Origin of the sequence: Streptomyces sp. NBC_00310, assembly GCF_036208085.1 — a bacterium.
GTDB lineage: Bacteria > Actinomycetota > Actinomycetes > Streptomycetales > Streptomycetaceae > Streptomyces.
The window spans coordinates 2,449,727-2,472,500 of the sequence record NZ_CP130714.1 but is presented as its reverse complement, the minus strand read 5'-3'; the positions used below and the strand labels follow the sequence as shown (position 1 = coordinate 2,472,500).

General features: G+C 72.3%; 18 protein-coding genes and 1 tRNA gene. 8 read left to right on the top strand and 11 right to left on the bottom strand.

The annotated features are described in order from the left end of the window. Window positions 1-43: 43 nt before the first annotated feature. Window positions 44-559, bottom strand: a complete 516-nt coding sequence (locus OG202_RS10905; RefSeq protein ID WP_327730459.1) for an NUDIX hydrolase — start codon at window positions 557-559, stop codon at window positions 44-46. 580 nt (window positions 560-1,139) lie between these two features. Beyond that, window positions 1,140-2,042 (bottom strand): DMT family transporter, encoded by a 903-nt coding sequence (locus OG202_RS10900; RefSeq protein WP_328222636.1) that lies wholly within the window; start codon window positions 2,040-2,042, stop codon window positions 1,140-1,142. Window positions 2,043-2,348: 306 nt separating this feature from the next. Here OG202_RS10900 and OG202_RS10895 point away from each other — a divergent pair, with 306 nt between their 5' ends. The 3 genes from OG202_RS10895 to OG202_RS10885 all read left to right on the top strand — a co-directional run bounded on the left by OG202_RS10895 (window position 2,349) and on the right by OG202_RS10885 (window position 5,490). Then, complete coding sequence (locus OG202_RS10895; protein ID WP_326583922.1) at window positions 2,349-4,004, top strand: FAD-binding dehydrogenase; 1,656 nt, start codon at window positions 2,349-2,351, stop codon at window positions 4,002-4,004. A gap of 87 nt (window positions 4,005-4,091) precedes the next feature. Further along, entirely contained in the window at window positions 4,092-4,883 is a 792-nt protein-coding gene (locus OG202_RS10890) for a molybdopterin-dependent oxidoreductase (protein ID WP_327730460.1), read from the top strand. Then, on the top strand, window positions 4,867-5,490 hold the full coding sequence (locus OG202_RS10885; RefSeq protein ID WP_327730461.1) for a cytochrome b/b6 domain-containing protein: 624 nt from the start codon (window positions 4,867-4,869) through the stop codon (window positions 5,488-5,490). Before OG202_RS10890 ends, OG202_RS10885 begins: the two co-directional genes overlap by 17 nt. Before the next feature lie 109 nt (window positions 5,491-5,599). On the opposite strand, the gene OG202_RS10880 is transcribed toward OG202_RS10885, so the two are convergent. Together OG202_RS10880 and OG202_RS10875 are read right to left on the bottom strand one after the other, a co-directional pair. Beyond that, complete coding sequence (locus OG202_RS10880) at window positions 5,600-6,997, bottom strand: GntP family permease (RefSeq protein WP_327730462.1); 1,398 nt, start codon at window positions 6,995-6,997, stop codon at window positions 5,600-5,602. A 123-nt stretch (window positions 6,998-7,120) separates the two neighbouring features. After that, a complete protein-coding gene (locus OG202_RS10875; RefSeq protein WP_327730463.1) occupies window positions 7,121-7,639 on the bottom strand; it encodes a gluconokinase in 519 nt (172 codons plus the stop codon). Window positions 7,640-7,781: 142 nt separating this feature from the next. On the opposite strand from OG202_RS10875, the gene OG202_RS10870 reads away from it, so the two are divergent. Then, on the top strand, window positions 7,782-8,489 hold the full coding sequence (locus OG202_RS10870) for a FadR/GntR family transcriptional regulator (RefSeq protein ID WP_326583927.1): 708 nt from the start codon (window positions 7,782-7,784) through the stop codon (window positions 8,487-8,489). Between the two features lie 176 nt (window positions 8,490-8,665). On the opposite strand, the gene OG202_RS10865 is transcribed toward OG202_RS10870, so the two are convergent. The 4 genes from OG202_RS10865 to OG202_RS10850 all read right to left on the bottom strand — a co-directional run bounded on the left by OG202_RS10865 (window position 8,666) and on the right by OG202_RS10850 (window position 15,000). Then, entirely contained in the window at window positions 8,666-9,109 is a 444-nt protein-coding gene (locus tag OG202_RS10865; RefSeq protein ID WP_326583928.1) for a YchJ family protein, read from the bottom strand. 187 nt (window positions 9,110-9,296) lie between these two features. Continuing rightward, window positions 9,297-10,679 (bottom strand): M1 family metallopeptidase, encoded by a 1,383-nt coding sequence (locus OG202_RS10860; RefSeq protein ID WP_327730464.1) that lies wholly within the window; start codon window positions 10,677-10,679, stop codon window positions 9,297-9,299. A 77-nt stretch (window positions 10,680-10,756) separates the two neighbouring features. After that, window positions 10,757-14,632 carry a Pls/PosA family non-ribosomal peptide synthetase gene (locus OG202_RS10855; protein ID WP_328222635.1) on the bottom strand — a complete coding sequence of 1,292 codons (3,876 nt, stop codon included), beginning with the start codon at window positions 14,630-14,632 and terminating at the stop codon, window positions 10,757-10,759. Between the two features lie 283 nt (window positions 14,633-14,915). Further along, window positions 14,916-15,000: transfer RNA gene (locus OG202_RS10850), tRNA-Leu, on the bottom strand. Window positions 15,001-15,199: 199 nt separating this feature from the next. On the opposite strand from OG202_RS10850, the gene OG202_RS10845 reads away from it, so the two are divergent. From OG202_RS10845 to OG202_RS10835, 3 genes are all read left to right on the top strand, one after another. After that, window positions 15,200-16,525 carry a M20/M25/M40 family metallo-hydrolase gene (locus OG202_RS10845; protein WP_327730466.1) on the top strand — a complete coding sequence of 442 codons (1,326 nt, stop codon included), beginning with the start codon at window positions 15,200-15,202 and terminating at the stop codon, window positions 16,523-16,525. A 218-nt stretch (window positions 16,526-16,743) separates the two neighbouring features. Beyond that, window positions 16,744-16,977, top strand: coding sequence for a chaplin ChpH (chpH, locus tag OG202_RS10840; RefSeq protein WP_326583932.1), 234 nt, complete (start codon window positions 16,744-16,746; stop codon window positions 16,975-16,977). 134 nt (window positions 16,978-17,111) lie between these two features. Then, window positions 17,112-18,074, top strand: a complete 963-nt coding sequence (locus OG202_RS10835) for a chaplin (RefSeq protein WP_328222634.1) — start codon at window positions 17,112-17,114, stop codon at window positions 18,072-18,074. Between the two features lie 69 nt (window positions 18,075-18,143). On the opposite strand, the gene OG202_RS10830 is transcribed toward OG202_RS10835, so the two are convergent. After that, window positions 18,144-18,332 carry a DUF5703 family protein gene (locus OG202_RS10830; protein ID WP_005485166.1) on the bottom strand — a complete coding sequence of 63 codons (189 nt, stop codon included), beginning with the start codon at window positions 18,330-18,332 and terminating at the stop codon, window positions 18,144-18,146. A 48-nt stretch (window positions 18,333-18,380) separates the two neighbouring features. On the opposite strand from OG202_RS10830, the gene OG202_RS10825 reads away from it, so the two are divergent. Then, entirely contained in the window at window positions 18,381-19,070 is a 690-nt protein-coding gene (locus tag OG202_RS10825; RefSeq protein WP_326583935.1) for a hypothetical protein, read from the top strand. Window positions 19,071-19,315: 245 nt separating this feature from the next. Here OG202_RS10825 and OG202_RS10820 read toward each other — a convergent pair whose 3' ends face one another. After that, complete coding sequence (locus OG202_RS10820) at window positions 19,316-21,652, bottom strand: helix-hairpin-helix domain-containing protein (RefSeq protein ID WP_328222633.1); 2,337 nt, start codon at window positions 21,650-21,652, stop codon at window positions 19,316-19,318. Next, window positions 21,649-22,632 carry an aldo/keto reductase gene (locus tag OG202_RS10815; RefSeq protein ID WP_326583937.1) on the bottom strand — a complete coding sequence of 328 codons (984 nt, stop codon included), beginning with the start codon at window positions 22,630-22,632 and terminating at the stop codon, window positions 21,649-21,651. Before OG202_RS10815 ends, OG202_RS10820 begins: the two co-directional genes overlap by 4 nt. Window positions 22,633-22,774 lie beyond the last annotated feature (142 nt).

The window sequence follows — 22,774 nt, the reverse complement described above, 5'->3', positions numbered from 1 at the left end:
CATTACCGGTCGGCTTCCCGGCGTAGATCGCCCTCCTCGTGCCTCACTCCGCGGCCCTGCGCCCCCTCAGTCGCTCGTAGGCCGCCACCCCGTCCGGCACCCACTCCCACTCGTCCAGCCGCCGCTCCACCTCGGCCTCCGCCAGGAACCCGTGCCAGGCGACCTCCTCCACCTGCGGGTGTACCGGCAGCTCGCAGCGGACCTCGTACACGGCCGACCACCACGTCCGTCCGGATCCGTCGTCGTACAGGAACTTGAAGAGCGGGTCGGGGCGCGGCAGCCCCGTGACGCCCAGTTCCTCCTCGGCCTCACGCAGAGCCGCGTCGTCGTAGGACTCGCCCGCGCCGACGACCCCGCCCACGAACATGTCGTACAGCGCCGGGAAGATCAGCTTCGTGGCCGTACGGCGATGCACGAACACCCGCCCCTCGGCGTCCCTGACCAGCACGAACACGGCCCGATGCCGCATTCCCCGGGCGTACACCTCCCCCCGCGGGGCCTGCCCGATGACCTGGTCGTTCTCGTCCACGATGTCGAGGATCTCGTCGGCGGCGCTCATGACTCCATCCAAGCAGGGGCTGGGTCGAGCGGCTGAGTCCGTCCGCGGGTCCGGTGGGGGCTGCTCGCGCAGTTCCCCGCGCCCCTAAAAGACCAGGCCCTGCGGGCCTGAAAGACGACGGGCCTGCGGGATTGGAAGACGATGGCTCTGCGGGTCTGGAAGGCGGCGGGCCTGCGGGTCTGGAAAATCACGGGCCTGCGGGACTGGGAGACGATGGCTCTGCGGGCCTGGAAACGACGGCCCTGCGGGCCGAAAAGCACGGGGCGCAGCCCCTGCTTTTCAGGGGCGCGGGGAACTGCGCGACCAGCCCCCACCGGACCCGCACCCGCCACACCACCCGCACCCCCCGAGCCATGAGGCGCCCACCGCACACCCCCGAGCTACGAGGCACCCACCCGCACCCCCGAGCCATGAGGCGCCCACCGCACACCCCCGAGCTATGAGGCACCCACCCGCACCCCCGAGCCATGAGGCGCCCACCGCACACCCCCGAGCTATGAGGCACCCACCGCACACCCCCGAGCTATGAGGCACCCACCCGCACCCCCGAGCCATGAGGCGCCCACCGCACACCCCCGAGCTACGAGGCGCCCACCCGCACCCCCGAGCTCTCCCGCGTCCCCCCGGCGGAGCCGCACGGCATCGCCGGATGCATCCCGAGCAGCACCACCCCGACGACGATCCCCGCCAGCCCCACCCCCTCCCACGCGAGCGCCCCCGCGTCCATCCGCAGCCGGTCCCCGAGGAACCCCACGCCGCACGCGATCCCCGCCAGTGGCTGCGCGGCGGTGAGCGCGGGCAGGGACATCCGCAGCGAGGCCGTCTCGAAGGCGCTCTGGACGAGCAGCAGCCCGGTCGCGCCGAGGAGTACGACTCCGTACGGCTCCCACGAGGTGAACAGCCCGCCCCACCCGGTCTCCGCGAAGCGCTGCCCGCTGACCCGGGTGAGCGCGTCCTGGACGCCGTAGAGGAGCCCGGCCGCGACCGCCAGGAGCACCGGCGCGGCGCTGAGCCGGGACCGCTTCGCGTACGCCGTGAGCAGGAGCGCGAGCCCCAGCATGACGCCGATGATCAGCCACTGCCGGAAGGGGCCGCCGACCGCCGCCCCGCCCTCCGGCCGCCCGGCGACGATGAACGCGGTGACGCCGCCCGCGAGCAGCACCAGCCCCGCCCAGCCCTGGCGGCCCAGCGGCTGACGGTTCCGCCGGCGGGAGAGGGCGAGCGCGAAGAGGAGGTTCGTGGCGAGGAGCGGTTCCACGAGGGTGACCTCGCCCTGGCTGAGCGCGATCGCGCCCAGGGCCATGCCGCACACCATCAGCCCGATCCCGCCGAGCCAGCGCGGCACCCGGATCAGGTCGAGCAGCAGCCGGGGTGAGAGGAAGTCGCCCAGCGGGGCGTGCGCCGCGGCCTGCTGCTGGAGTACGAAGCCGAAGCCCAGACAGCAGGCGGCGCCCACGGAGAGAAGAAGAACGAGAACCGACACGCGGAATACCTCGGGTCGTCGGACGGGCCGCGGCGAGTGTTCCCCGAGGGGCATCCGCTCGGCATCCCTGTCGGAGGGCGATTTGTACCCCGACGGGTGGCCCGATACGTATTCGGGAGACTGTAGCCGCCCCGCCGGGGGCTGTCCGTAAGAGCAGACACATCTCGGCAGTTGACTAGGTCACTCCTTCTGCCGAAGGATCTGATCCCAAAGCTGCTGACCGGCCAGTAACAAAGCGGGGGGCCGTGCCTGGCCTGTTTCGGGCTGCCCTCGCTTGCCCGAACCGTTCCCGAGAGGACGTCCTCCATGTCGTACGACGCAGATGTGATCGTGATCGGGGCGGGCCTCGCCGGGCTCGCGGCGACCGCGGAGCTCGTCGACGCGGGCCGCAAAGTGATCCTCCTCGACCAGGAACCGGAGCAGTCGATCGGCGGCCAGGCGCACTGGTCCTTCGGCGGGCTCTTCTTCGTCGACTCGCCCGAGCAGCGCCGCCTGCGGATCAAGGACAGCCACGCCCTCGCCCTCCAGGACTGGATGGGCACGGCCGCCTTCGACCGCGAGGAGGACCACTGGCCGCGCAAGTGGGCCGAGGCGTACGTCGACTTCGCGGCCGGTGAGAAGCGCTCCTGGCTCCACCAGCAGGGCGTCCGGTTCTTCCCGGTGGTCGGCTGGGCCGAGCGCGGCGGCTACGACGCCAACGGGCACGGCAACTCCGTCCCCCGCTTCCACATCACCTGGGGCACCGGCCCCGGCCTCGTCGAGCCCTTCGAGCGGCGGGTGCGGGAGGGCGTTGCCCGGGGGCTGGTCCAGCTGAAGTTCCGGCACCGGGTGACCGGCCTGTCGCGCAGCGCGGGCGCCGTCGACACCGTCACCGGCGAGATCCTGGAGGCGTCGACCATCGAGCGCGGCCAGGCCAGCAGCCGCGACGTCACCGGCGCCTTCGAACTGAAGGCCCAGGCCGTGATCATCACCTCCGGCGGCATCGGCGGCAACCACGACCTCGTCCGCGCCAACTGGCCCGAGCGCCTCGGCAACCCCCCGGAGAAGATGATCTCCGGCGTGCCCGCGCACGTCGACGGCAGGATGCTCGGCATCGCCGAGGAGGCGGGCGCGAACCTCATCAACCGCGACCGCATGTGGCACTACACCGAGGGCATCCAGAACTGGAACCCCATCTGGGAGAACCACGGCATCCGCGTCCTCCCCGGCCCGTCCTCGCTCTGGCTGGACGCGCGCGGCAAGCGGCTCCCGGTCCCGCTGTTCCCCGGCTTCGACACCCTCGGCACGCTCGAACACATCATGAAGACCGGCTACGACTACACGTGGTTCGTCCTCGACCAGAAGATCATCGGCAAGGAGTTCGCCCTCTCCGGCTCCGAGCAGAACCCCGACCTGACCGGCAAGTCCGTCAAGGACGTCTTCATCCGGGCCCGCGCGGACGTCCCCGGCCCGGTCAAGGCCTTCATGGACCACGGCGTCGACTTCGTCGTCGAGAAGGACCTCGGCTCCCTGGTCCGCGGCATGAACGCGCTCACCAAGGAGCCGCTGATCGACGAGGCCGAGCTGCGCCGCGAGATCGTCTCCCGGGACCGTGAGGTCGCCAACCCCTTCACCAAGGACCTCCAGGTCATGGCGGTCCGGGGGGCCCGCAACTACCTCGGCGACAAGCTCATCCGCACCGCCACCCCGCACCGCATCCTCGACCCCAAGGCGGGCCCGCTGATCGCCGTCCGCCTGAACATCCTCACCCGCAAGACCCTCGGCGGCCTGGAGACCGACCTCTCCTCCCGGGTCCTCACCGAGGGCGGCGACCCGCTGGAGGGCGTGTACGCGGCGGGCGAGGCCGCCGGCTTCGGCGGCGGCGGAGTCCACGGCTACCGCTCCCTGGAGGGCACGTTCCTCGGCGGCTGCCTGTTCTCCGGCCGCACGGCGGGCCGGGCGGCGGCCAAGGCCGTGCGCTGAGCCGGGGACCCGCGTAGGGCTTACCGAATCCTGACGAATATCCGCCGCCACTGGCCCGACCGGGGCGGCGGATGGTCGAATCGATGGGTGAACCCTGAACATCCCGAAGCGCGGCAGACGCCGACGGAGCACCCCGAGGACGAGGACCAGGAAGGCCACGGCGGCCGGGAACCCGAGCGGGGCAAACCCATCGGCCGCCGCATCCTCCTGGGCACCCTCGGACTCGGAGCCCTCGGCGTCGTCTCCGCGCCGGTCCTCCAGCGCGGCATGGAGGCGTTCCTCGGCGAGGCCGCCCAGAAGGACCCCACCGGCCTGACCGGCCTGCTCCCCAACGGCGGCGGCTTCCGCTACTACTCGGTGACGTCGTCCGTCCCCCGCAGGACCGCGAAGAACTACCGCCTCACCGTCGACGGCCTGGTCGACAAGCCCGCCTCGTACACCCTCGCCGACCTGCGGGCCCTCCCGCAGACCCGGATGGTGAAGGACGTCCAGTGCGTCACGGGCTGGCGCGTCCCGGACACCCCGTTCGAGGGCGTACGGCTCTCCGTGCTGCTGGACGCGGCCGGGGTGCGCTCCTCGGCGGGCGCGGTCCGCTTCACCTGCTTCGACGGGGCGTACAGCGAGAGCCTCACCCTGGAGCAGGCCCGCCGCGCCGACGTCCTGGTGGCCCTCCGTATGCAGGACAAGGACCTCAGCCACAACCACGGCGGCCCGGTGCGCCTGTACGTCGCCCCCATGTACTTCTACAAGTCGGCCAAGTGGCTCTCCGGCATCGAGGTGACGGAGAAGGTCGAGCCCGGCTACTGGGAGGAGCGGGGCTACGACATCGACGCGTGGGTCGGCCGATCGAACGGGCGGGACGATGAACCGACGACTTGAGACGCCCCCGGTCCAGGCCGAGCCCCGCGTCCGGCGCTTCACCCCCGCCGAACGCTGGATCCACCGGGTCATGGCGGCCCTGATGGGCGTCTGCGTGGCGACGGCGGCCTGCCTCTACGTCCCCGCGCTCGCCGAACTGGTCGGCCGCCGGGCCCTGGTGGTCACGGTCCACGAGTGGACGGGCCTGCTTCTGCCCCTCCCGGTCCTGGCGGGCCTCGCCTCCCGCGCGTTCCGCGCGGACGTCGGCCGGCTGAACCGCTGGGGCCCGCACGACCGCCTCTGGCTCCGCGCCGCCCGCCGCCGCGCACCCGGCCCGCGCCCCGCCGCCAAGTTCAACGCCGGCCAGAAGCTCTACGCCTCCTGGCTCGCCGGCGCCACCCTCGTCATGCTCGCCACGGGTCTGATGATGTGGTTCACCCACCTCACCCCCCTGATGTGGCGCACCAGCGCGACCTTCGTCCACGACTGGCTGGCCCTGACGATCGGCATCGTCCTGGCGGGCCACATCGGCATGGCCCTGGGTGACCCGGAGTCCCGCCGGGGCCTTCGCACGGGCCTGGTGAGCAGAGAGTGGGCGGACCGGGAACACCCGCTGTGGCGGCCGTAGCGCCGGACACAGCCGGGAGTCCCCGGTCCGGTACCGCCTGGATCACCGGCGTCCCGTACGCCTGGATCACCGGCGTCCTGTACGCCCGGATCACCAGAGTCCGGTACGCCTAGATCACCAGCGACAACAGCAGCACGATCGCCCCCGCCACCACCGAGATGATCGTCTCCATCACCGACCAGGTCTTGATGGTCTGGCCGACGGTCATCCCGAAGTACTCCTTCACCATCCAGAACCCGGCGTCGTTGACGTGGCTGAAGAAGAGGGAGCCGGCGCCGATCGCCAGCACGAGCAGGGCCGTGTGGGTCGTCGACATGTCCGCGGCCAGGGGGGCCACCAGCCCCGCGGCCGAGATGGTCGCGACGGTCGCCGAACCCGTCGCCAGCCGGATCGCCACCGCGATCAGCCAGGCCAGGACGAGCGCCGGGATCGACCAGTCCTCGGAGATCTCCAGGACCATCTGCCCGACCCCGGAGTCGATGAGGGTCTGCTTGAACCCGCCACCGGCGCCGACGATCAGCAGGATGCCCGCGATGGGCGCGAGGGACTTCTCGACGGTCGACCCCAGCCGCTCCTTGGTGAACCCGGCCGCCCGCCCCAGCGTGAACATGCCCACGATCACGGACGCGAGCAGCGCGATCAGCGGCGAGCCGGCCACGTCGAAGATCCGCTGGACCATCTGCTCGGGATCGTCCACGACGATGTCCACCAGCGCCTTGGCCAGCATCAGCACCACCGGCAGCAGCATGGTCGCGATGGTCGCGCCGAACCCGGGCCGCTTCTCCAGCTCCTCCGAGGCACGCGCGGGGATCATGCGCTCGGGGACGGGCACGTCCACCCAGCGGGCCGCGTACTTCGAGAACAGGGGCCCGGCGATGATCACGGTCGGTATCGCCACCAGCAGTCCCAGCGCCAGCGTGACACCGAGGTTGGCCTGCACCGCGTCGATCGCGACCAGCGGACCGGGGTGCGGCGGGATCAGCCCGTGCATGACGGACAGACCGGCGAGGGCCGGGATACCGATGCGCATCAGCGAGTAGTCGCCACGCTTGGCGACCATCAGGACGACCGGGATGAGCAGCACGATCCCGACCTCGAAGAACAGCGGCAGCCCGATCACGGAGGCGATCAGCACCATCGCCCACGGCATCGCCCGTCCGCCGGCCTTCGCGAGGATCGTGTCGACGATTCTGTCGGCGCCCCCGGAGTCCGCCAGCAGCTTGCCGAGGATCGCGCCCAGCGCGATGAGTACACCCACCCCGGCCACGGTCGTCCCGAGTCCGGCGGTGAAGCTCGCGATCGCCTTGTCCAGCGGCGCCCCGGCGAACGCGCCGAGCGCGAGCGAGCCGATGGTCAGTGCCAGGAAGGCGTGCACCTTGAACCTGGTGATGAGCACGACGATGACGGCGATGCCCGCCAGTACGGCGATGCCCAGCTGCGCGTGCCCTGCCGAGGTGATCGGCTCGACGGGGTCCGCTGCCAGCAGCTCGACGTTGAGTCTGGTCACGGTGAATCCTTGTATGGGGGGAAGTTGGGGGAGAGTCGGAGAACGAGAACAGACGGAACGAAAACAGAGGGACCGAGGCAGAGAGACCGAGGCAGAGAGAACGACAGACGGGGCGACAGGTGTCTACGACGTCGCCGGGTCGAACTCCCGCAGCGCGGTGACCGCCCGCTCGGCGATCTCCTCGGGCGCGCCAGACACATCGACCGAGACACCCGCCTCGTCCGCCTGAAGCGGCTGCAGCGTGGCGAACTGCGAGTCGAGCAGCGCCGTGGGCATGAAGTGGCCCTGCCGGTGGGACATCCGGTCCTCGATGAGCGCACGGTCACCGGCGAGGTGCACGAAGACGACTCCGGGCGCGGCGGCCCGCAGCCGGTCCCGGTACGCGCGCTTCAACGCGGAACAGCTGACCACTCCGCCGAGTCCGGCCCGGCCGTGGGCCCACGCGCCGATGGCGTCCAGCCACGGCCACCGGTCCGTGTCGTCCAGCGGTGTCCCGGCCGACATCTTGGCGATGTTGGCCTCGGGGTGGAAGTCGTCGCCCTCGGCGTACGGAACGCCGAGCCGGGCCGCGAGCAGGGGGCCGATCGTGGTCTTCCCGGTCCCTGCCACGCCCATCACCACGACGACGTGAGGGGTACGCATCACTACCTCGCTGTCTTCGTCGACATCTGGGACGTCACCGACGTCGACGACACTGAAACGCATTAGGTACGACGAATTCAAGCCCCGGACCCAAATAAGTCTGACTTTTTCTCCGGGCTCCCCTCCTCGTACCCTGATCCCCATGAGCACACCGGGCCGAGGGCTGCACGGCCGAGTACTGGAAACCCTCGGACCGGCGATCACGGCGGGCGAGTACCCGCCGGGGAGCGTGCTGCGCACGGACGAACTGGCCCAGACCTTCGAGGTGTCCCGCTCGGTGATGCGCGAGGCGGTCCGCGTACTGGAGTCCATGCACCTGGTCGAGTCCCGCCGCCGGGTCGGCGTGATCGTCCGCCCGTCCGTCGAGTGGAACGTCTACGACCCCCAGGTCATCCGCTGGCGCCTGGCCGGCGCGGACCGCCCGCGCCAGCTGCGCTCGCTCACGGTCCTGCGCTCGGCCGTCGAACCGATCGCCGCGGGGCTCGCCGCGCGCAACGCCACGGCCGATCAGTGCGCCGCGCTCACCGAATGCGCCATCGGCATGGTCGCCCACTCACGCGGCCACAAACTGGAGGGCTACCTCCACCACGACGTCGCCTTCCACCGCCTGATCCTCACCGCCTCCGGCAACGAGATGTTCGCCCGCCTCGGCGACGTCGTCGAGGAGGTCCTCGCCGGCCGCACCCATCACGCCGTCATGTTCGACGACCCCGATCCCGCCGCCGTCACCCTCCACGTCCAGGTCGCCGAAGCCATCCGCGAACGCGACGCCGCCCGAGCCGAACGACTCACCCGGGAAATCACCGTGGGCGCCCTCCAGGAACTGGACATACTGGCACCCAACGGCTAGTCGGCGACGGCCGGTTGACCCAGGAGCTCGACCCGGCCAAGCCGAGCCAAGCCGATACCCCGGATTCGCCCTGCAACCACGGGCCCGTCGGAGCTGTGATCCTGCGGCTGGGGACGACCACCTCGTCCGCTGGTTCGGCAAGGCCGCCGACGGGATCTAGGGGGACCTAGGGGGACCTAGGGGGCTTCTGCCGGGAACTCGCCGTCCACATAGACCCAGGCCCCGTCCACCCGCTCGAACCGGCTGCGCTCGTGCATCGAGCCGCCCCGGTACGAGGCGCGGAAGGTGACCGTGCCGGTGGTGTGGAAGGGGGAACCGTCGTGGGTGTCGAGGATCTCCAGGCCGGTCCAGCGCATGGTCGTGTCGAAGGTGACGTCGGCAGGCCGCGTCCGGGGATGCCAGGTGCGCAGGAGGTAGGCCTCGTCGCGCACGACGAACGCGCTGTAGCGCGACCGCATCAGGGCCTCGGCGGTCGGTGCGGCGGCGGTACCGGAGAGATAGCGGCCGCAGCAGGCCTCGTACGCCTCGGGCAGCCCGCAGGGGCAGGTGCGAGGGGTCGGCGAGGAGACGCGTGAAGCACTCTTCGACCTGGCCTTGGAACCACTGCGGCGCGACGACATGGACGCCATTCTGCCCGCCCCGCGAACCCCGCCCCGCACGGGCCGCGTCGCGGCCTGCACCGAGCCAGCGTCGGCGGGTGGCTCAAGGCCCACGCGTGGGCCCGCGTCGGCAGGCGGCTCAAGGCCCCGGCACGAGCCCGCGTCGGCGGGTGGCTCACCACCCGCGCAGCCCCGCGTCGCGGCCTGCCTACGCCGAGCCCGCGTTCGTCGGCGGATACGGCGGTCGCGCCGGGACCCCGGGGCTTCTCGGTGAGGGCAGCGGCGGGAGGGCGGGCTCCTGGAGCCACGCCCTGAACAGGGCGTCCAGCGGTCCGTCCGCGTAGCGCCCGGCGTGGGCGGTGAAACCGGCCGTCGTGACGGCGCCGCCGCGGTGGACCGTCGCCCAGCCGCGCAGCATCCGGAAGAACGCGTCGTCGCCGAGCGCGCAGCGGACCGCGTGGACGGTGAGACCGCCGCGCTCGTAGAGCCGGTCGTCGAACATCAGCTTGCGGCCCGGGTCGGCCAGCCGGAGATCCTGGGGGAGCGCGGCGAGCTTCTGGTGGGCGGCGGCGGCCAGTTGATGCGCCGTACGGCCGCCGGAGCGCTCCGACCACAGCCACTCGGCGTACTTGGCGAACCCCTCGTTCAGCCAGATGTGCCGCCAGTCGGCGATGGACACACTGTTGCCGAACCACTGATGCGCCAGCTCGTGCGCGACCAGCCGCTCCGAACCCCGCGCCCCGTCCACATGGTTGGCGCCGAACAGCGACAACCCCTGTGCCTCGACCGGGACATCGAGCTCCTCCTCGGTCACCACCACCGCGTACTCCCCGAAGGGGTACGGCCCGAAGAGCTCCTCGAACAGCTCCATCATGGCCGGCTGCCGCGCGAAGTCCCTGGAGAACTCCGTGAGGAGAGGGGCCGGGATGTGGCCGTGCTGCGGCACCCCGCCGGGCCTCGGATCACCCAGCAGCACCGTCTGGTACTTGCCGATCGACAGACCGACCAGATAGCTCGACGTCGGCGCCGACTGCTCGTACACCCACGTCGTCGTGGACGCCTTCGCCGTACGGGTGAGCAGCCGCCCACCCGCCACCACCTGGTACGCGGACGGCGTCGTGACCGAGATCTGGTACGAGGCCTTGTCGGCGGGCCGGTCGTTGCACGGATACCAGGACGGCGCCCCGACCGGCTGGCTCGCCACCAGCGCCCCGTCGGTCAGCTCCTCCCAACCGAGCCCGCCCCAGGGGCTGTTCACCGGCTTGGGGTTGCCCGACCAGTGGACCTCGACCGTGAACGCGGCCCCCGGCCGGATCGGCTTGGCGGGCCGGATGCGCAGCCTGCCGCCCCGGTGCGTGTAGTGCGGCGCCCGGCCGTCGACCCGCACCCGGCCGATCTTGAAGTCGGCGAGGTTCAGCTGGAACTCGGCGAGCGCGACCCGGCCCGCTATGGCGTTGAGCCGCGCGGTGCCCGACAGCCGGTTCGGCCCCGGCCGGTAGTCCACAGCCAGCTCGTACCGATGCACCCGGTAACGGGAATCGCCGTTCGCCGGGAAGTACGGGTCCGGACCCACTGACTGCTGAACCGCCACTGCCGCTTCTGCTCCCCGCTTCGCTCTCGTACGACGTCCATCGTCCCCCGAGTCACCCGACGCCGCACGAGCCGCACTCAGCGGCGCCATGCTTCGATCGGGTTGCCCAGCCACCGCGTGTCGTCGGGAACGGACTCCGCGGCCATGACCAGCGACGCGGGCCCCAAGGTGGTGCGGGCCCCGACCACGCTGCCGGGCAGGACGATTCCGCCGGGGCCCAAGGTGGCACCCTCACGGAGTTCAACAGTATCCGTCCGCAAGATCCGGTCGTGGAAGAGGTGGGTCTGGAGGACACATCCCCGGTTCACGGTGGCCCCGTCGCCGAGCGTGACGAGATCGGTCTCGGGCAGCCAGTAACTCTCCACCCACACCCCCTTGCCGATGCGTGCCCCGAGCCCGCGCAGCCACACGTTCAGCACCGGCGTACCGGGCACCGACCCGGCCAGCCACGGCACGGCCAGCACCTCCACGAAGGTGTCCGCCAGCTCGTTGCGCCACACGAAACCGCTCCACAGCGGATGCTCACCGCTGCGGTGCCGCCCCACGAGCAGCCACTTCGCGACGACGGACACCGCACACGCCAGCACACCCGCGCCGAGCAGCACGACCCCGCCCAGCAGCCACGCCCAGCCGCCCAGCACACTCAGCGCCGCCACCGTCAGCAGCGCCAGGCCCGCCGAGCAGAACACCGGCACGATCCGGCACAGCTCCACCAGGGCCCGCGCCCACAGCAGCCGCGCGGGCGGCTCGTACGTCAGGCTCTGGTCACCGTCCGCGGCCGACCGGGGCAGCTTCACCGGCGGCAGCCCCAGGTACGAGCTGCCCTTCTTGGCCTTCTTCGGCGTCGCCGACAGCACACCGACCAGGCCGCCGTCCGGCACGGAACGCCCCGGCGCGGTCATCCCGGAGTTCCCGAGGAACGCCCGCCGCCCGATCTCCGCCCGCCCGATCCGCAGCCAGCCACCACCCAGCTCGTACGGCGCGGTCAACGTGTCGTCCGCGAGGAACGCCCCGTCCCCGACCGTCGTCAGACTCGGCAGCGCCAGAACGGTGGACACTTCGGCGCCCTTCCCGATCCGCATCCCGAGCAGCCGCAGCCACACCGGCGTGACCAGCCCGGCGTACAGCGGGAACAGCGTCTGCCGCGACCGGTCCATCAGCTGCGTGACCGTCCACGCCTGCCACCCGACCCTGCTGTGCGTGGGATGCGTGCCCTCCCGCAGCCCCCGACTCAGCAGCCGTACGGCGACGAGCAGCAGCAGCGCGTACGCCGCCCCGAACGCGAGCGTCGCCGGCACCAGCCCGAGCGCCGCTCCCCGCAGGGCTTCGCCGAGCCCGGCGTCCGGGGCCACGAACAGACTCAGCACGGCCAGCGCGGCGACCCCGGCGAGTACCGGCAGCGCGGTCAGTCCGACCCCCGTCACGCCGTAGGACATCCGCCAGAACAAGCCGCGCTGCGGCCGCTCCTTGGGCCAGTTCCGCTTCGCCTTGCCCAGCTTGACCGCGGGCGCCCCGGCCCAGCGCTGCCCGGTGGGAACCTGCCCGACGACGGCGGACCCGGGCGCCACCTCGGCCCGCTTGCCGACCCTGGCCCCCGGCAGCAGCATGCTCCGCGTCCCGACGACCGCACCGCCGCCCACCTTGACGGGCCCGACCTCCAGCCGGTCCCCGTCCAGCCAGTACCCGGAGAGGTCCACCTCGGACTCCACGGCCGCACCCCGCCCGAGCTTGAGCATCCCGGTCACCGGCGGCAGTGTGTGCAGGTCGACATCGGCCCCGATCCTGGCGCCCAGCGCCCGTGCGTACCGCTCCAGCCAGACCCCGGTCAGCGAGGTCGCCCCGCTGAACTCGGCCAGCCGCTCGGCCGCCCACAGCCGCAGATGCACGCTCCCGCCGCGCGCGTACCGCCCCGGCTCGACCCCTCGCAGCAGCAGCCGCGCCCCGCCCGCCGCGATCGCCAGCCGCCCCGGCGGTGTGAAGAACAGCACCGCCCCGGCCGCCACGGCCCACCAGGGCGCGGCCGGCAGCCAGGCGTACGGCGCGAGCAGATTCCCGAGCGCTGCCAGCGGGACGACCCACCGCAGACCGAGCAGCGTGAACAAGGGGACGAGCAGCAGGAGCTGGACGAGCCGTGCCCGGACGGGCACGGGTGCCACGGCCCGCCTGGGACCGTCCTCCTCGCCCGACTCCTCCAGATACCGGGCCAGCTTCCTGAGCGTGGGCCGCTGGTAGACGTCCACGACCGCGACGTTCGGGTACCGGCTCCGCAACCGCGTCGTCAGCTGCGCCGCGGCCAGGCTGCCGCCGCCGATCGCGAAGAAGTCGTCCCCCGCGCCGCCGACGGCGATCCCCAGCACCTCGGCCCACTGCTCGGCGAGCCACGCCTCGGTCCCGTACAACTGCTCGGCCGGCCCGGTGGGCTCCAGATCCGCCAACGGCCACGGCAGGGCGTTCCGGTCGACCTTCCCCGACGTCCGGGTCGGCAGCTCCGCCACCGGCGCCAGCAGCGGCACCAGCGCGGCCGGCAGCTCCGCCCGCAGCTTCTCGACGGCCGTCGCGCGGTCCCACCCGTCCTGGGTGACCACGTACCCGACGAGCAGCTGATTCCCGCTCCGCGCGGTCCGAACGGCGGCCGCGGCGCCCGCGACACCGGGCAGCCCCTGCAACGCGGCGTCGACCTCGCCCAGCTCGATCCGCCGCCCGCCGAGCTTGATCTGCTCGTCCGCCCGCCCGAGGAAGACCAGTCCCTCGGGCTCGGCCTTCACCAGGTCACCACTGCGGTAGGCCCGCTCCCAGCCCAGCGACTCCAGCGGCGCGTACTTCTCCGCGTCCTTCTCGGCGTCGAGATACCGCGCGAGCCCGACCCCGCCGATCACGAGCTGCCCACTGCCACCCATCGGCACGGGCTCCCCGGCCTCGTCGACGACCGCCAGCTCCCAGCCGTCGAGCGGCAGCCCGATCCGGATCGGCTCCTCGCCGGACATCAGCGAGGCGCAGGCGACGACGGTGGCCTCGGTCGGCCCGTACGTGTTCCAGACCTCGCGCCCCTCCGTGACCAGCCGCTGCGCCAGCTCCGGCGGGCAGGCCTCACCACCGAAGATCAGCAGCCGTACGTCGTTGAGCGTCTCGGGCTCCCACAGCGCGGCCAGCGTCGGCACGGTCGACACGACCGTGATCTCCTGCTCGACCAGCCAGGGCCCCAGATCGGCACCGCTCCTGACCTGCGAGCGCGGCACCGGCACCAGACAGGCCCCGTACCGCCAGGCCAGCCACATCTCCTCGCAGGACGCGTCGAAGGCCACCGAGAGGCCGGCCATCACCCGGTCCCCGGGCCCGATCGGCTCCTCGGCGAGGAACAGCTCCGCCTCGGCGTCCACGAACGCGGCGGCGCTGCGGTGGCTCACAGCCACACCCTTGGGCCTGCCCGTCGACCCGGACGTGAAGATGATCCACGCGTCGTGCTCGACCCCGGGCCGCGCGGCGGGCGAGTCGGACGCGCCGTCGACGGTCAGCCGGTGCCCGGCCCCGATGACCGCCCGCACCTCCGCCTCCCCGAACACCAGCTCGGCCCGCTCCTCGGGGTCCTCGGCGTCGACGGGCACATAGGCGGCCCCGGCGGCCAGCACCGCGAGGATGGCGACATACAGCTCATTGGTGCCCGACGGCACCCGCACCCCGACCCGGTCCCCGAGCCCGACCCCCGCCGCCCCCAGCCGCCGCCGCAGGTTCTCCACCTCGACCGCCAGCGCGCGATAGGTCAGCCGCAGCTTCCCGTCGTCCAGCGCGGGCTCGTCCGGGTACGACCGCACGGACGCCTCGAAGACGTCCACGAGCGTGCGCGGGGAGGCCGCGGCACCGGCCGAGAACCGCGCCGCCCCGACGAACCCCCCGGCTCCCTCCGCCAGCTCTCCGTCGAGCAGCGTCAGGTCAGGACTCTCGTATACGGCGGCCATCGGATCCTCGCCTCTCGAACCCGGACCATCCGGGGGCGCCGGCGGGCCCGCAGGTCTGCCTGGGGATATTTCCGTACCGGTACCGAACAAGCCCAATACTCTAGTGCTCGGGTGACTACGGCCTGTCGTGTCGGCCAAGCGGGGGCGTCCGCCGGGCGACTCGGAGGGGCGAGGGTGAGGGACGTGACCTGGGGTTTTTCCGGTGGGGAGAGACGTCGCCCACATTTCGTCGGGGTAAACGCCCGAAGGCCGCGACCCGAGGGTCGCGGCCTTCGCCACTATGTGTCCGAGGGGGGACTTGAACCCCCACGCCCGATAAAGGGCACTAGCACCTCAAGCTAGCGCGTCTGCCATTCCGCCACCCGGACAAGGTGTCTGTCGCGCGGGGTCTCCCTCGCGGCGACGAAGGAAACATTACCAGGCTTTCGAGGGCCCCCGATCACACCCCGGCCCCCGTCCGGCCGGGCGTGAACGGCTTGTGACGGGCCGGTCCCGGTCTTGGGGCGAGCGGTCGGGCAGGAGGAGGATGAGGGGGAACCACCAGCAGCGACAGCGGGAGGAACCAGCGTGAGTGAGACGGACACGGGCAGGCGCGTGACCGGCGAGGACGAGGTCGTCGACCTCTGCCGCGAGCTGATCCGGATCGACACCAGCAACTTCGGCGACCACTCGGGCCCGGGGGAGCGCAAGGCCGCCGAGTACGTCGCCGAGAAGCTCGCCGAGGTGGGGCTCGAGCCGCAGATCTTCGAGTCGCACCCGGGCCGTGCCTCGACGGTGGCCCGCATCGAGGGTGAGGACCGGTCCCGGCCCGCGCTGCTCATCCACGGCCACACCGACGTCGTACCGGCCAACGCGGCGGACTGGACCCACCACCCGTTCTCCGGCGAGGTCGCGGACGGCTGTGTCTGGGGCCGGGGCGCGGTCGACATGAAGGACATGGACGCGATGACGCTGGCGGTCGTCCGCGACCGGCTGCGCAGCGGCCGCAAGCCCCCGCGCGACATCGTGCTCGCCTTCCTCGCGGACGAGGAGGCCGGCGGCACGTACGGGGCGAAGCACCTCGTCAAGAACCACGCCGACCTCTTCGAGGGCGTCACCGAGGCGATCAGCGAGGTCGGCGGGTTCTCGTTCACCGTGAGCGAGCAGCGGCGGCTCTATCTGATCCAGACGGCCGAGAAGGGCATGCACTGGATGAAGCTGACCGTGGCCGGCACGGCTGGCCACGGGTCGATGATCCACCGGGACAACGCCATCACCGAGCTGTCGGAGGCCGTCGCGCGCCTCGGCCGCCACCAGTTCCCGGTGCGGGTCACCAAGACCACCCGGGCCTTCCTCGACGAACTCGGCGACGCCCTCGGCACCGAGCTCGACCCGGAGGACATGGAGGGCACCCTCGCCAGGCTCGGCGGTATCGCCAAGCTCATCGGCGCGACCCTGCGGAACACCGCCAACCCCACCCAGCTCGGCGCCGGCTACAAGGTCAACGTCATCCCGGGCGAGGCCACCGCGCATGTCGACGGACGGTTCCTGCCCGGATTCGAGGAGGAGTTCCTCGCCGACCTCGACAAGATCCTCGGCCCCGAGGTGCGGCGCGAGGACGTGCACTCCGACAAGGCACTGGAGACCTCCTTCGACGGGGCGATCGTCGACGCCATGCAGTCCGCGCTGCTCGCCGAGGACCCGGCCGCGAAGGCGGTCCCGTACATGCTCTCCGGCGGTACGGACGCCAAGTCCTTCGACGACCTCGGCATCCGGGGCTTCGGCTTCGCGCCGCTCAAGCTGCCGCCGGAGCTGGACTTCGCGGGCATGTTCCACGGCGTCGACGAAAGGGTGCCGGTGGAGGGGTTGAAGTTCGGCGTGCGCGTGCTCGACCGTTTCATCGACGCGTCCTGACCTTCCACGACGGGACCTTGATCGTCTCCGACCGCTCCCTCATCGCCTTTGTTCTGTCCGGAATCGCGTGCTGAAACGAGACTCCACTATTCGGCAGCGCGTACGAAGATCGACCGTGACGGGTGAATCGGACCATAAGCTCGTAGCTCCATTACCTCCTCCTCGTTACAGGTGGTGTGACTCGCTACTTGGGGTCGCTTTGCCTACAAGGAGGAATAATGATCAAGAAGGTCGTCGCCGCTGCGGCTGCCACTGGTGGCCTGGTTCTCGCGGGCGCGGGTCTGGCCGTCGCCGACGCCGGGGCCCAGGGTGCCGCCGTCGGCTCCCCGGGTGTCGCGTCCGGCAACGTCGTCCAGGTGCCGGTTCACGTCCCCGTGAACGTGTGCGGCAACACGATCTCGGTGATCGGGCTGCTGAACCCCGCCTTCGGCAACACCTGCATCAACAAGTGACGTTGCGCCTCACCTCCGGTGAGGGGCTGAAGTAACCGTCGGCCCCGGAGTGCGCGCCATGCACTCCGGGGCCGCTCGGTCTCGGGACAAGGTGTGAAAGATCAGAACACAGGGCTAAGGCAGGTAATTCAGCAATGCGACAGGTCACCCGCAAAGGCCTCATCACGGTGGCGGCCGCGTCCGGCATGTTCGCCGCCGCGGGCGGTGCAGCGCACGCCGACTCCGGTGCGCAGGGCTCCGCCGGCAACTCGCCCGGAGTGCTCTCCGGCAACACCGTGCAGGCGCCGGTGGAGGCCGAGGTCAACGTCTGCGGCAACACGGTGAACGTCGTCGGGCTGCTCAACCCGGCGGCGGGCAACAAGTGTTCCAACGGCGGAGGCGGCAAGCACGCCCGCGTCGGCCATGACGGCGAAGGCCACGGTTCCTCGCACGGTGGCTCCCAGGCCCGCGGTCACGCATCCGATTCACCGGGCGTGGCCTCCGGCAACCACGTGCAGGCTCCCGTGCACGCGCCGGTCAACGTGTGCGGCAACAGCGTCAACGTCGTCGGCGTCGGCAATCCGGCCGCCGACAACGACTGCTACAACGGCGGGGGCGGGGGCGGAGGACACAACGGCCACGGTTCCTCGGACGGTGGCTCCCACGCGGACGGTCGCACCAGCGGCTCGCCGGGCGTGGCCTCCGGCAACCACGTGCAGGTTCCGGTCGATGTGCCGGTCAACCTGTGCGGCAACAACATCAGTGTGATCGGTATCGGCAACGGGGTCACGGGCAACGACTGCGGGAACTCGGGCGGCGGAGCGGCGCACGAGAATCCGGGTGGCGGCCACCAGAACCCGCCGGGCGACTCCGAGGAGGCGTCCCCGCAGGTACCGGGCGAGCCGGGCGAGCCGGGCGAGCCGGGCACACCGGGCGGTGAGGCCCCCGGCGGTGACACCAACACCCCGGGCACGCAGACCGTCACCCAGCCCGGTGGCGTCGCGCAGCTCGCCCAGACCGGCGGTGACCTGCCGCTCGGGCTCACGCTTCCGGTGGGCGCGGGCGCACTGATCGGGGGCGCCCTGATCTACCGCAAGGCACGGGCCGCCGCTCTGTAGCCGGACCGGCACACCCGAAACGGAGCGGGCCCCGCACCAGCGGGGCCCGCTCCGTTTCACTCCGCCCACTCACCACGTGGCGCGCACCTGGCGGATGATCCGTCGGCGCAACCGCACCCTGCGGCTGCCGTCACGCAGCAGGCTCAGTCGGTCCAACTCCCAGTGTCCGTACTCGGCATGGTCCGTCAGCAGGCGTGTGGCGTCCTTGCGGGAGACCCCGCGCGGTACGTACACGTCGACAAATTCGTATTCCGGCATCGGTATCTATTGTGCGGGCTGGGGCCCGGTACGGATAGCGTCTGCACTATGTCTGATGCTGCGCAGCCCACCGCTGCCGAGGTACGCGCCGCCGCCGAGGCGGTCAAGACCGCGCTCGACCGCCACCTGGCCGCGGTCGAACGCCGGTCGGGGGAGGACGACCCGGCTGTCTACGAGGCGTTCAACGAGCTGGCCGCGGCCGCCGAGGAGTACGACGAACTGCTCTACGACCGCTATGACGAGGTCACCCCCTTCGAGATCCCCGGCACCGAGGAACTGCCTCCGTACACCGGCCCCGAGGAACCCAGCGCGCTCAGTGTGCTGATCCGCCGGGACTACACGGTGGCCGAGCCGCAGCGGCTGCTGGCACAGGCGCAGCGGGTGGAGGCGGCCGAGGAGCCGGCCGTCGCCGACGGGGTGGCGAGCACGGTGCACGGGGCCCTGGGCCTGCTCTTCGGTGAGTTCGAACCGGACGAGATCGCCTCCCGGCACAAGGAGTTCGGCCTGGAGGAGGGCGACTCCACGCTCTGGGTGACCGCCGCGGACGACACCGCCGAGCCCGGCGAGTGGCTGGAGGCACCCTTCGAAGGGGTCGATCCGCAGAGGGTCGTCTGCCGCTTCGACGTCAGCGCGGTCTTCGACGACGAGCCGGATGACGACGACCTGGACGACGACCTCGCGCTCGAAGCGGAGCTGGACGAGGACGGGGAACTCGAACCGCTGGACGCTGACCGGTAGCGGTTACGGGGCGCCCAGTAGCTCGGGGCGTCCGTCGGCGGGCGGCCGCGGGTTGTTCGTGGTTGCTCGCGCGGTTCCCCGCGCCCCTGAAAGACGGCCCTGCGGGCCGCTCCAGGGGCGCGCGCATGCATGGCCCGTGGTGCGGGCCGTCGTGCCGCTGGGGCGGCACCGGTGGGCGCAGGCGGCATCCCGTCAGCGCCGGGGCCGCGTGACCCACCCCCGCCCAGCCCCACCCCGCGGCATGATCACTCGGCCGCCGGCACCTGAGCCGTCAACAACACCGGCAGCCGTGTGGTGCGAGGCTTCGCGGGAACCTCTGCGACCGCCCGGGGCAGGGCCTGCTCCACACCGTGCACCACGGACAGGTGCCGCTCGGCGCGTCCGAAGGCCGTGTAGACCCAGGGCCGGGTCAGCGCCTGCGCGGCGTCTCCCGGCAGTACCACCACCGCGGCCGGCCACCGATGCCCCACGGCCTGGTGTGCGGTCAGCGCCCACCCGTGCCGCACGGTCTGCTCCACCCGTTCCTTCGGTACGACGACGGCCGCGCCCGCACACTCCAGGTGCAGGCCCTCGGCGTCGGCCTGCACCACGCGCCCGGGTGTCGTACGGCCCGGCGCGGGGGAGTAGGCCACACGGTCTCCCGGGTCGAACCCGCCGAAACGGCCCGGACCGGGGTTCAGCCGCTCCTTGAGCGCGGTGTTGAGCGCACGCGTACCGGCCGCGCCACCATGCCCGGGGGTGATCACCTGCACCTGCTCGGCGGGAATCCCGAACGCCCTCGGCACCGAGTCCACCACGAGCTGAGCGGTCCGGTGCACCGCCTCGCCCGCGTCCCGCACCGGCACGATCACGACCTCCTTGCCGGGCGCCTCGACCTGGTTCAGCTCGCCGATCCCGATCCCGGAGACCAGTTCCCCGACGGGCCCGGGGTCGGGCGTCCGCGAGGCGACCTGCGGGCAGGCGCGGGCGGCGAGCAGATCCGTGAAGACCCGGCCCGGCCCGGCGGACCACAGCACCCCCGGGTCGCCGCTGAGCACCAGCCGGGCCCCGTCGGGCAGCGACTCGGCGAGCAGGGCCGCGGTCTCGACGTCCAACTGGGGCGCGTCCAGCACCACGAGAAGGTCGAGGTCGAGCGCGCCGTCCGCGTCACGGCCGGGCCCCTCGGCGCCGGACAGCAGACCCGCGAGGGTCGTCACGACGGTGTCGCCTCCCTCGGCGGAGCCCAGTTGGGACGTGAACCGTCGGACCCCGTCCGCGCTGTGCGTCGCCGCGTACGCCCGCACTCCGAGCGCCCGGGCGGCCGTGACCAGCGCAGCCGGTTCCGCGCGGGCCGCCTCGCCGCCGGTGTGCAGCACGAGCCCGTGTCCGGCGACGGCGCGGATCAGCTCGGCGGCGGGGCGCGGTGCCGACGCGGCCGCCGAGACCCAGTCCGTCGGGTCCTCCTTGGGAAGGGAGTTCATGACACGGGCGAGTCCGTCGGCGAGGCTCTCCTCGGCGAGGGCGTAACGCTCCAGACCGATGAGGACGCGGACCGGGCGCTCTTCCTCCGCTTCGGCGTCCTCGGTGTCGGGGCCGCCGGACGCCGTGGCGGGCGGAGACGCGGAGCGTGTCGCGGTCGGCGCGTCGTCGAGCGCGTCCTGGAAGACCAGGGCCTCGCCCTCGGCGACCGTGCTGCGGACGGCCTCGTCGGGGTCGGGCACGGAGCGCTGGGCGAGCGCGGCGGCCAGGGCCGGGGCCTCCAGCGCCGTGTGCCCGGCGACGGCCGCCTGCTCCAGCAGCCACACGGTGACCGCCCGGCCCCGCCGCTCGTCGTCCGGGCCGCACTCCGCGCCGAGCAGCGCCCGCGCGAACCCGTCGGCCTGCTCCGGCCGTACGCCCGGAACCCGCAGCAACTGCCAGGGATCCTCGCGCAGTCGGGCGCCCGCGCCCTCGCCCAGCGCCTCGGCGACCTGCGGCACCAGTGCCTCGGGCGCGCCGCCCTCGGCCAGCACCGCGCGCACCGCGTCCACCGTCTCGCCCGAGGGGGCGACCGCGGTGGCCGCCGGCGCCGCGGGCTGCGGTCGCCGCACCGGCTCCGGCGCGGGCCTGCGCGGAGCGGGCTCCGACCCGCCGAAGGCAGTGGCCGTGGGCTTCTCGCCGCCCTCCACGGCCCGTACGGCGGCCAGCAGATCGGCGGCCGTCCCGCTGAGCTTGGCCCCGCTCGTGATCGGCGCCCTCTTCTCCGCCTTGCGCCGCTCGATCCGCTCCCGCTCCAGCCGCTGAGCCGCCAACTCGGCCTGCGCCTCGGACACATCGGAAGCGGCTTCGCCGCCGGCGCCCTCGGCGGCCCCCGCCGCCTCACCGTCCGCCGCCGTCGGGGTGTCGTCGCCCGCGTCCTGGTCGCCGCCCGCAGCACCCGCGCCACCCGCTGGGCCGCTCTCGGCGGCCTCGCCCTCGGCCGTGGCCCCGCCCTCCGGCGTCGCCGCGAGGGCGGCGCTCCGGTCGTCGGGCGCGCCGCCGGGCGCGTCGGTGCCGTCGGCGGGCGTCCCGTCGCCCCGTCCCCCCGGCTCGTCCGTCTCCGTGGTCGCGGGCTCCGTGCTCACAGCGTGCTCCAGTCGTGATCGGGATAGCGGTGCACGGGCGCCGACACGTCGTCGAGAGCCCGGCAGATCTCGTCAGGAAGACTAAGGGTCTCCACTGACAATGCCCCCGTGAGCTGCAGCGCGTTGCGCGCGCCGACGATGGGCGCGGCCACGCCGGGCCGGTCGCGCACCCAGGCGAGGGCCACCTGGAGCGGGGTCACCGCGAGACCGTCCGCGGCGGTCTGCACCGCCTCCACGATGCTGGTCGCCGTCTCGTCGAGGTACGGCGCGACGAACGGCGCCATGTGCTCCGAGCCGCCCCGTGAGTCCGGGGGCGTGATGTGGCGGTACTTGGCGGTGAGCACCCCGCGGCCCAGCGGCGAGGAGGGGAGCAGCCCGACGCCCAGGTCCAGCGCGGCGGGCAGCACCTCGCGCTCGACGCCGCGTTGCAGCAGGGAGTACTCCAACTGCGTACTGGCCAGGCGGGTGCGTATCCCCGGGGCCGCGAGCTGCCAGGTGGCCGCCTTCGCGAGCTGCCAGCCGCAGAAGTTGGAGACGCCGGCGTAACGGGCGCGGCCGCTGCTGACGGCCAGGTCGAGGGCCTGGAGCGTTTCGTCCAGCGGGGTTCCGGGGTCGTAGGCGTGGATGTGCCAGACGTCGACGTAGTCCGTGCCGAGGCGGGCGAGGGAGGCGTCCAGGGCGGCGAGGAGATGGCCGCGGGAGCCGTCGAAACGGCGGTCGGGGTCCGGGACACTGCCGGCCTTCGTGGAGATGACCAGGTCGCGGCGGGGCACCAGTCCGTCCATCAACTGCCCGAGCAGATACTCCGCCTCGCCGTCCCCGTACACGTCCGCCGTGTCGACGAGGGTGCCGCCCGCCTCCCAGAACAGCTTCAACATGTCCGCGGCGTCATGCTCGTCCGTGTCGCGGCCCCACGTCAGGGTGCCGAGCCCGATCCGGGACACACGCAGGCCGGTACGGCCGAGATGCCTCTGCTCCATGCACGCCGACATTACTGGCCGGAGTTCGTGGAGTGGGGGCCTGTGGACAACCGATTTCCCCGGGGCGCGTTCGTCGACTCCGGGCGCGCCCCATGCCGTTGAGGGGCGCGGGGAACCGCGCGACCGGCCACACCCCACCCGC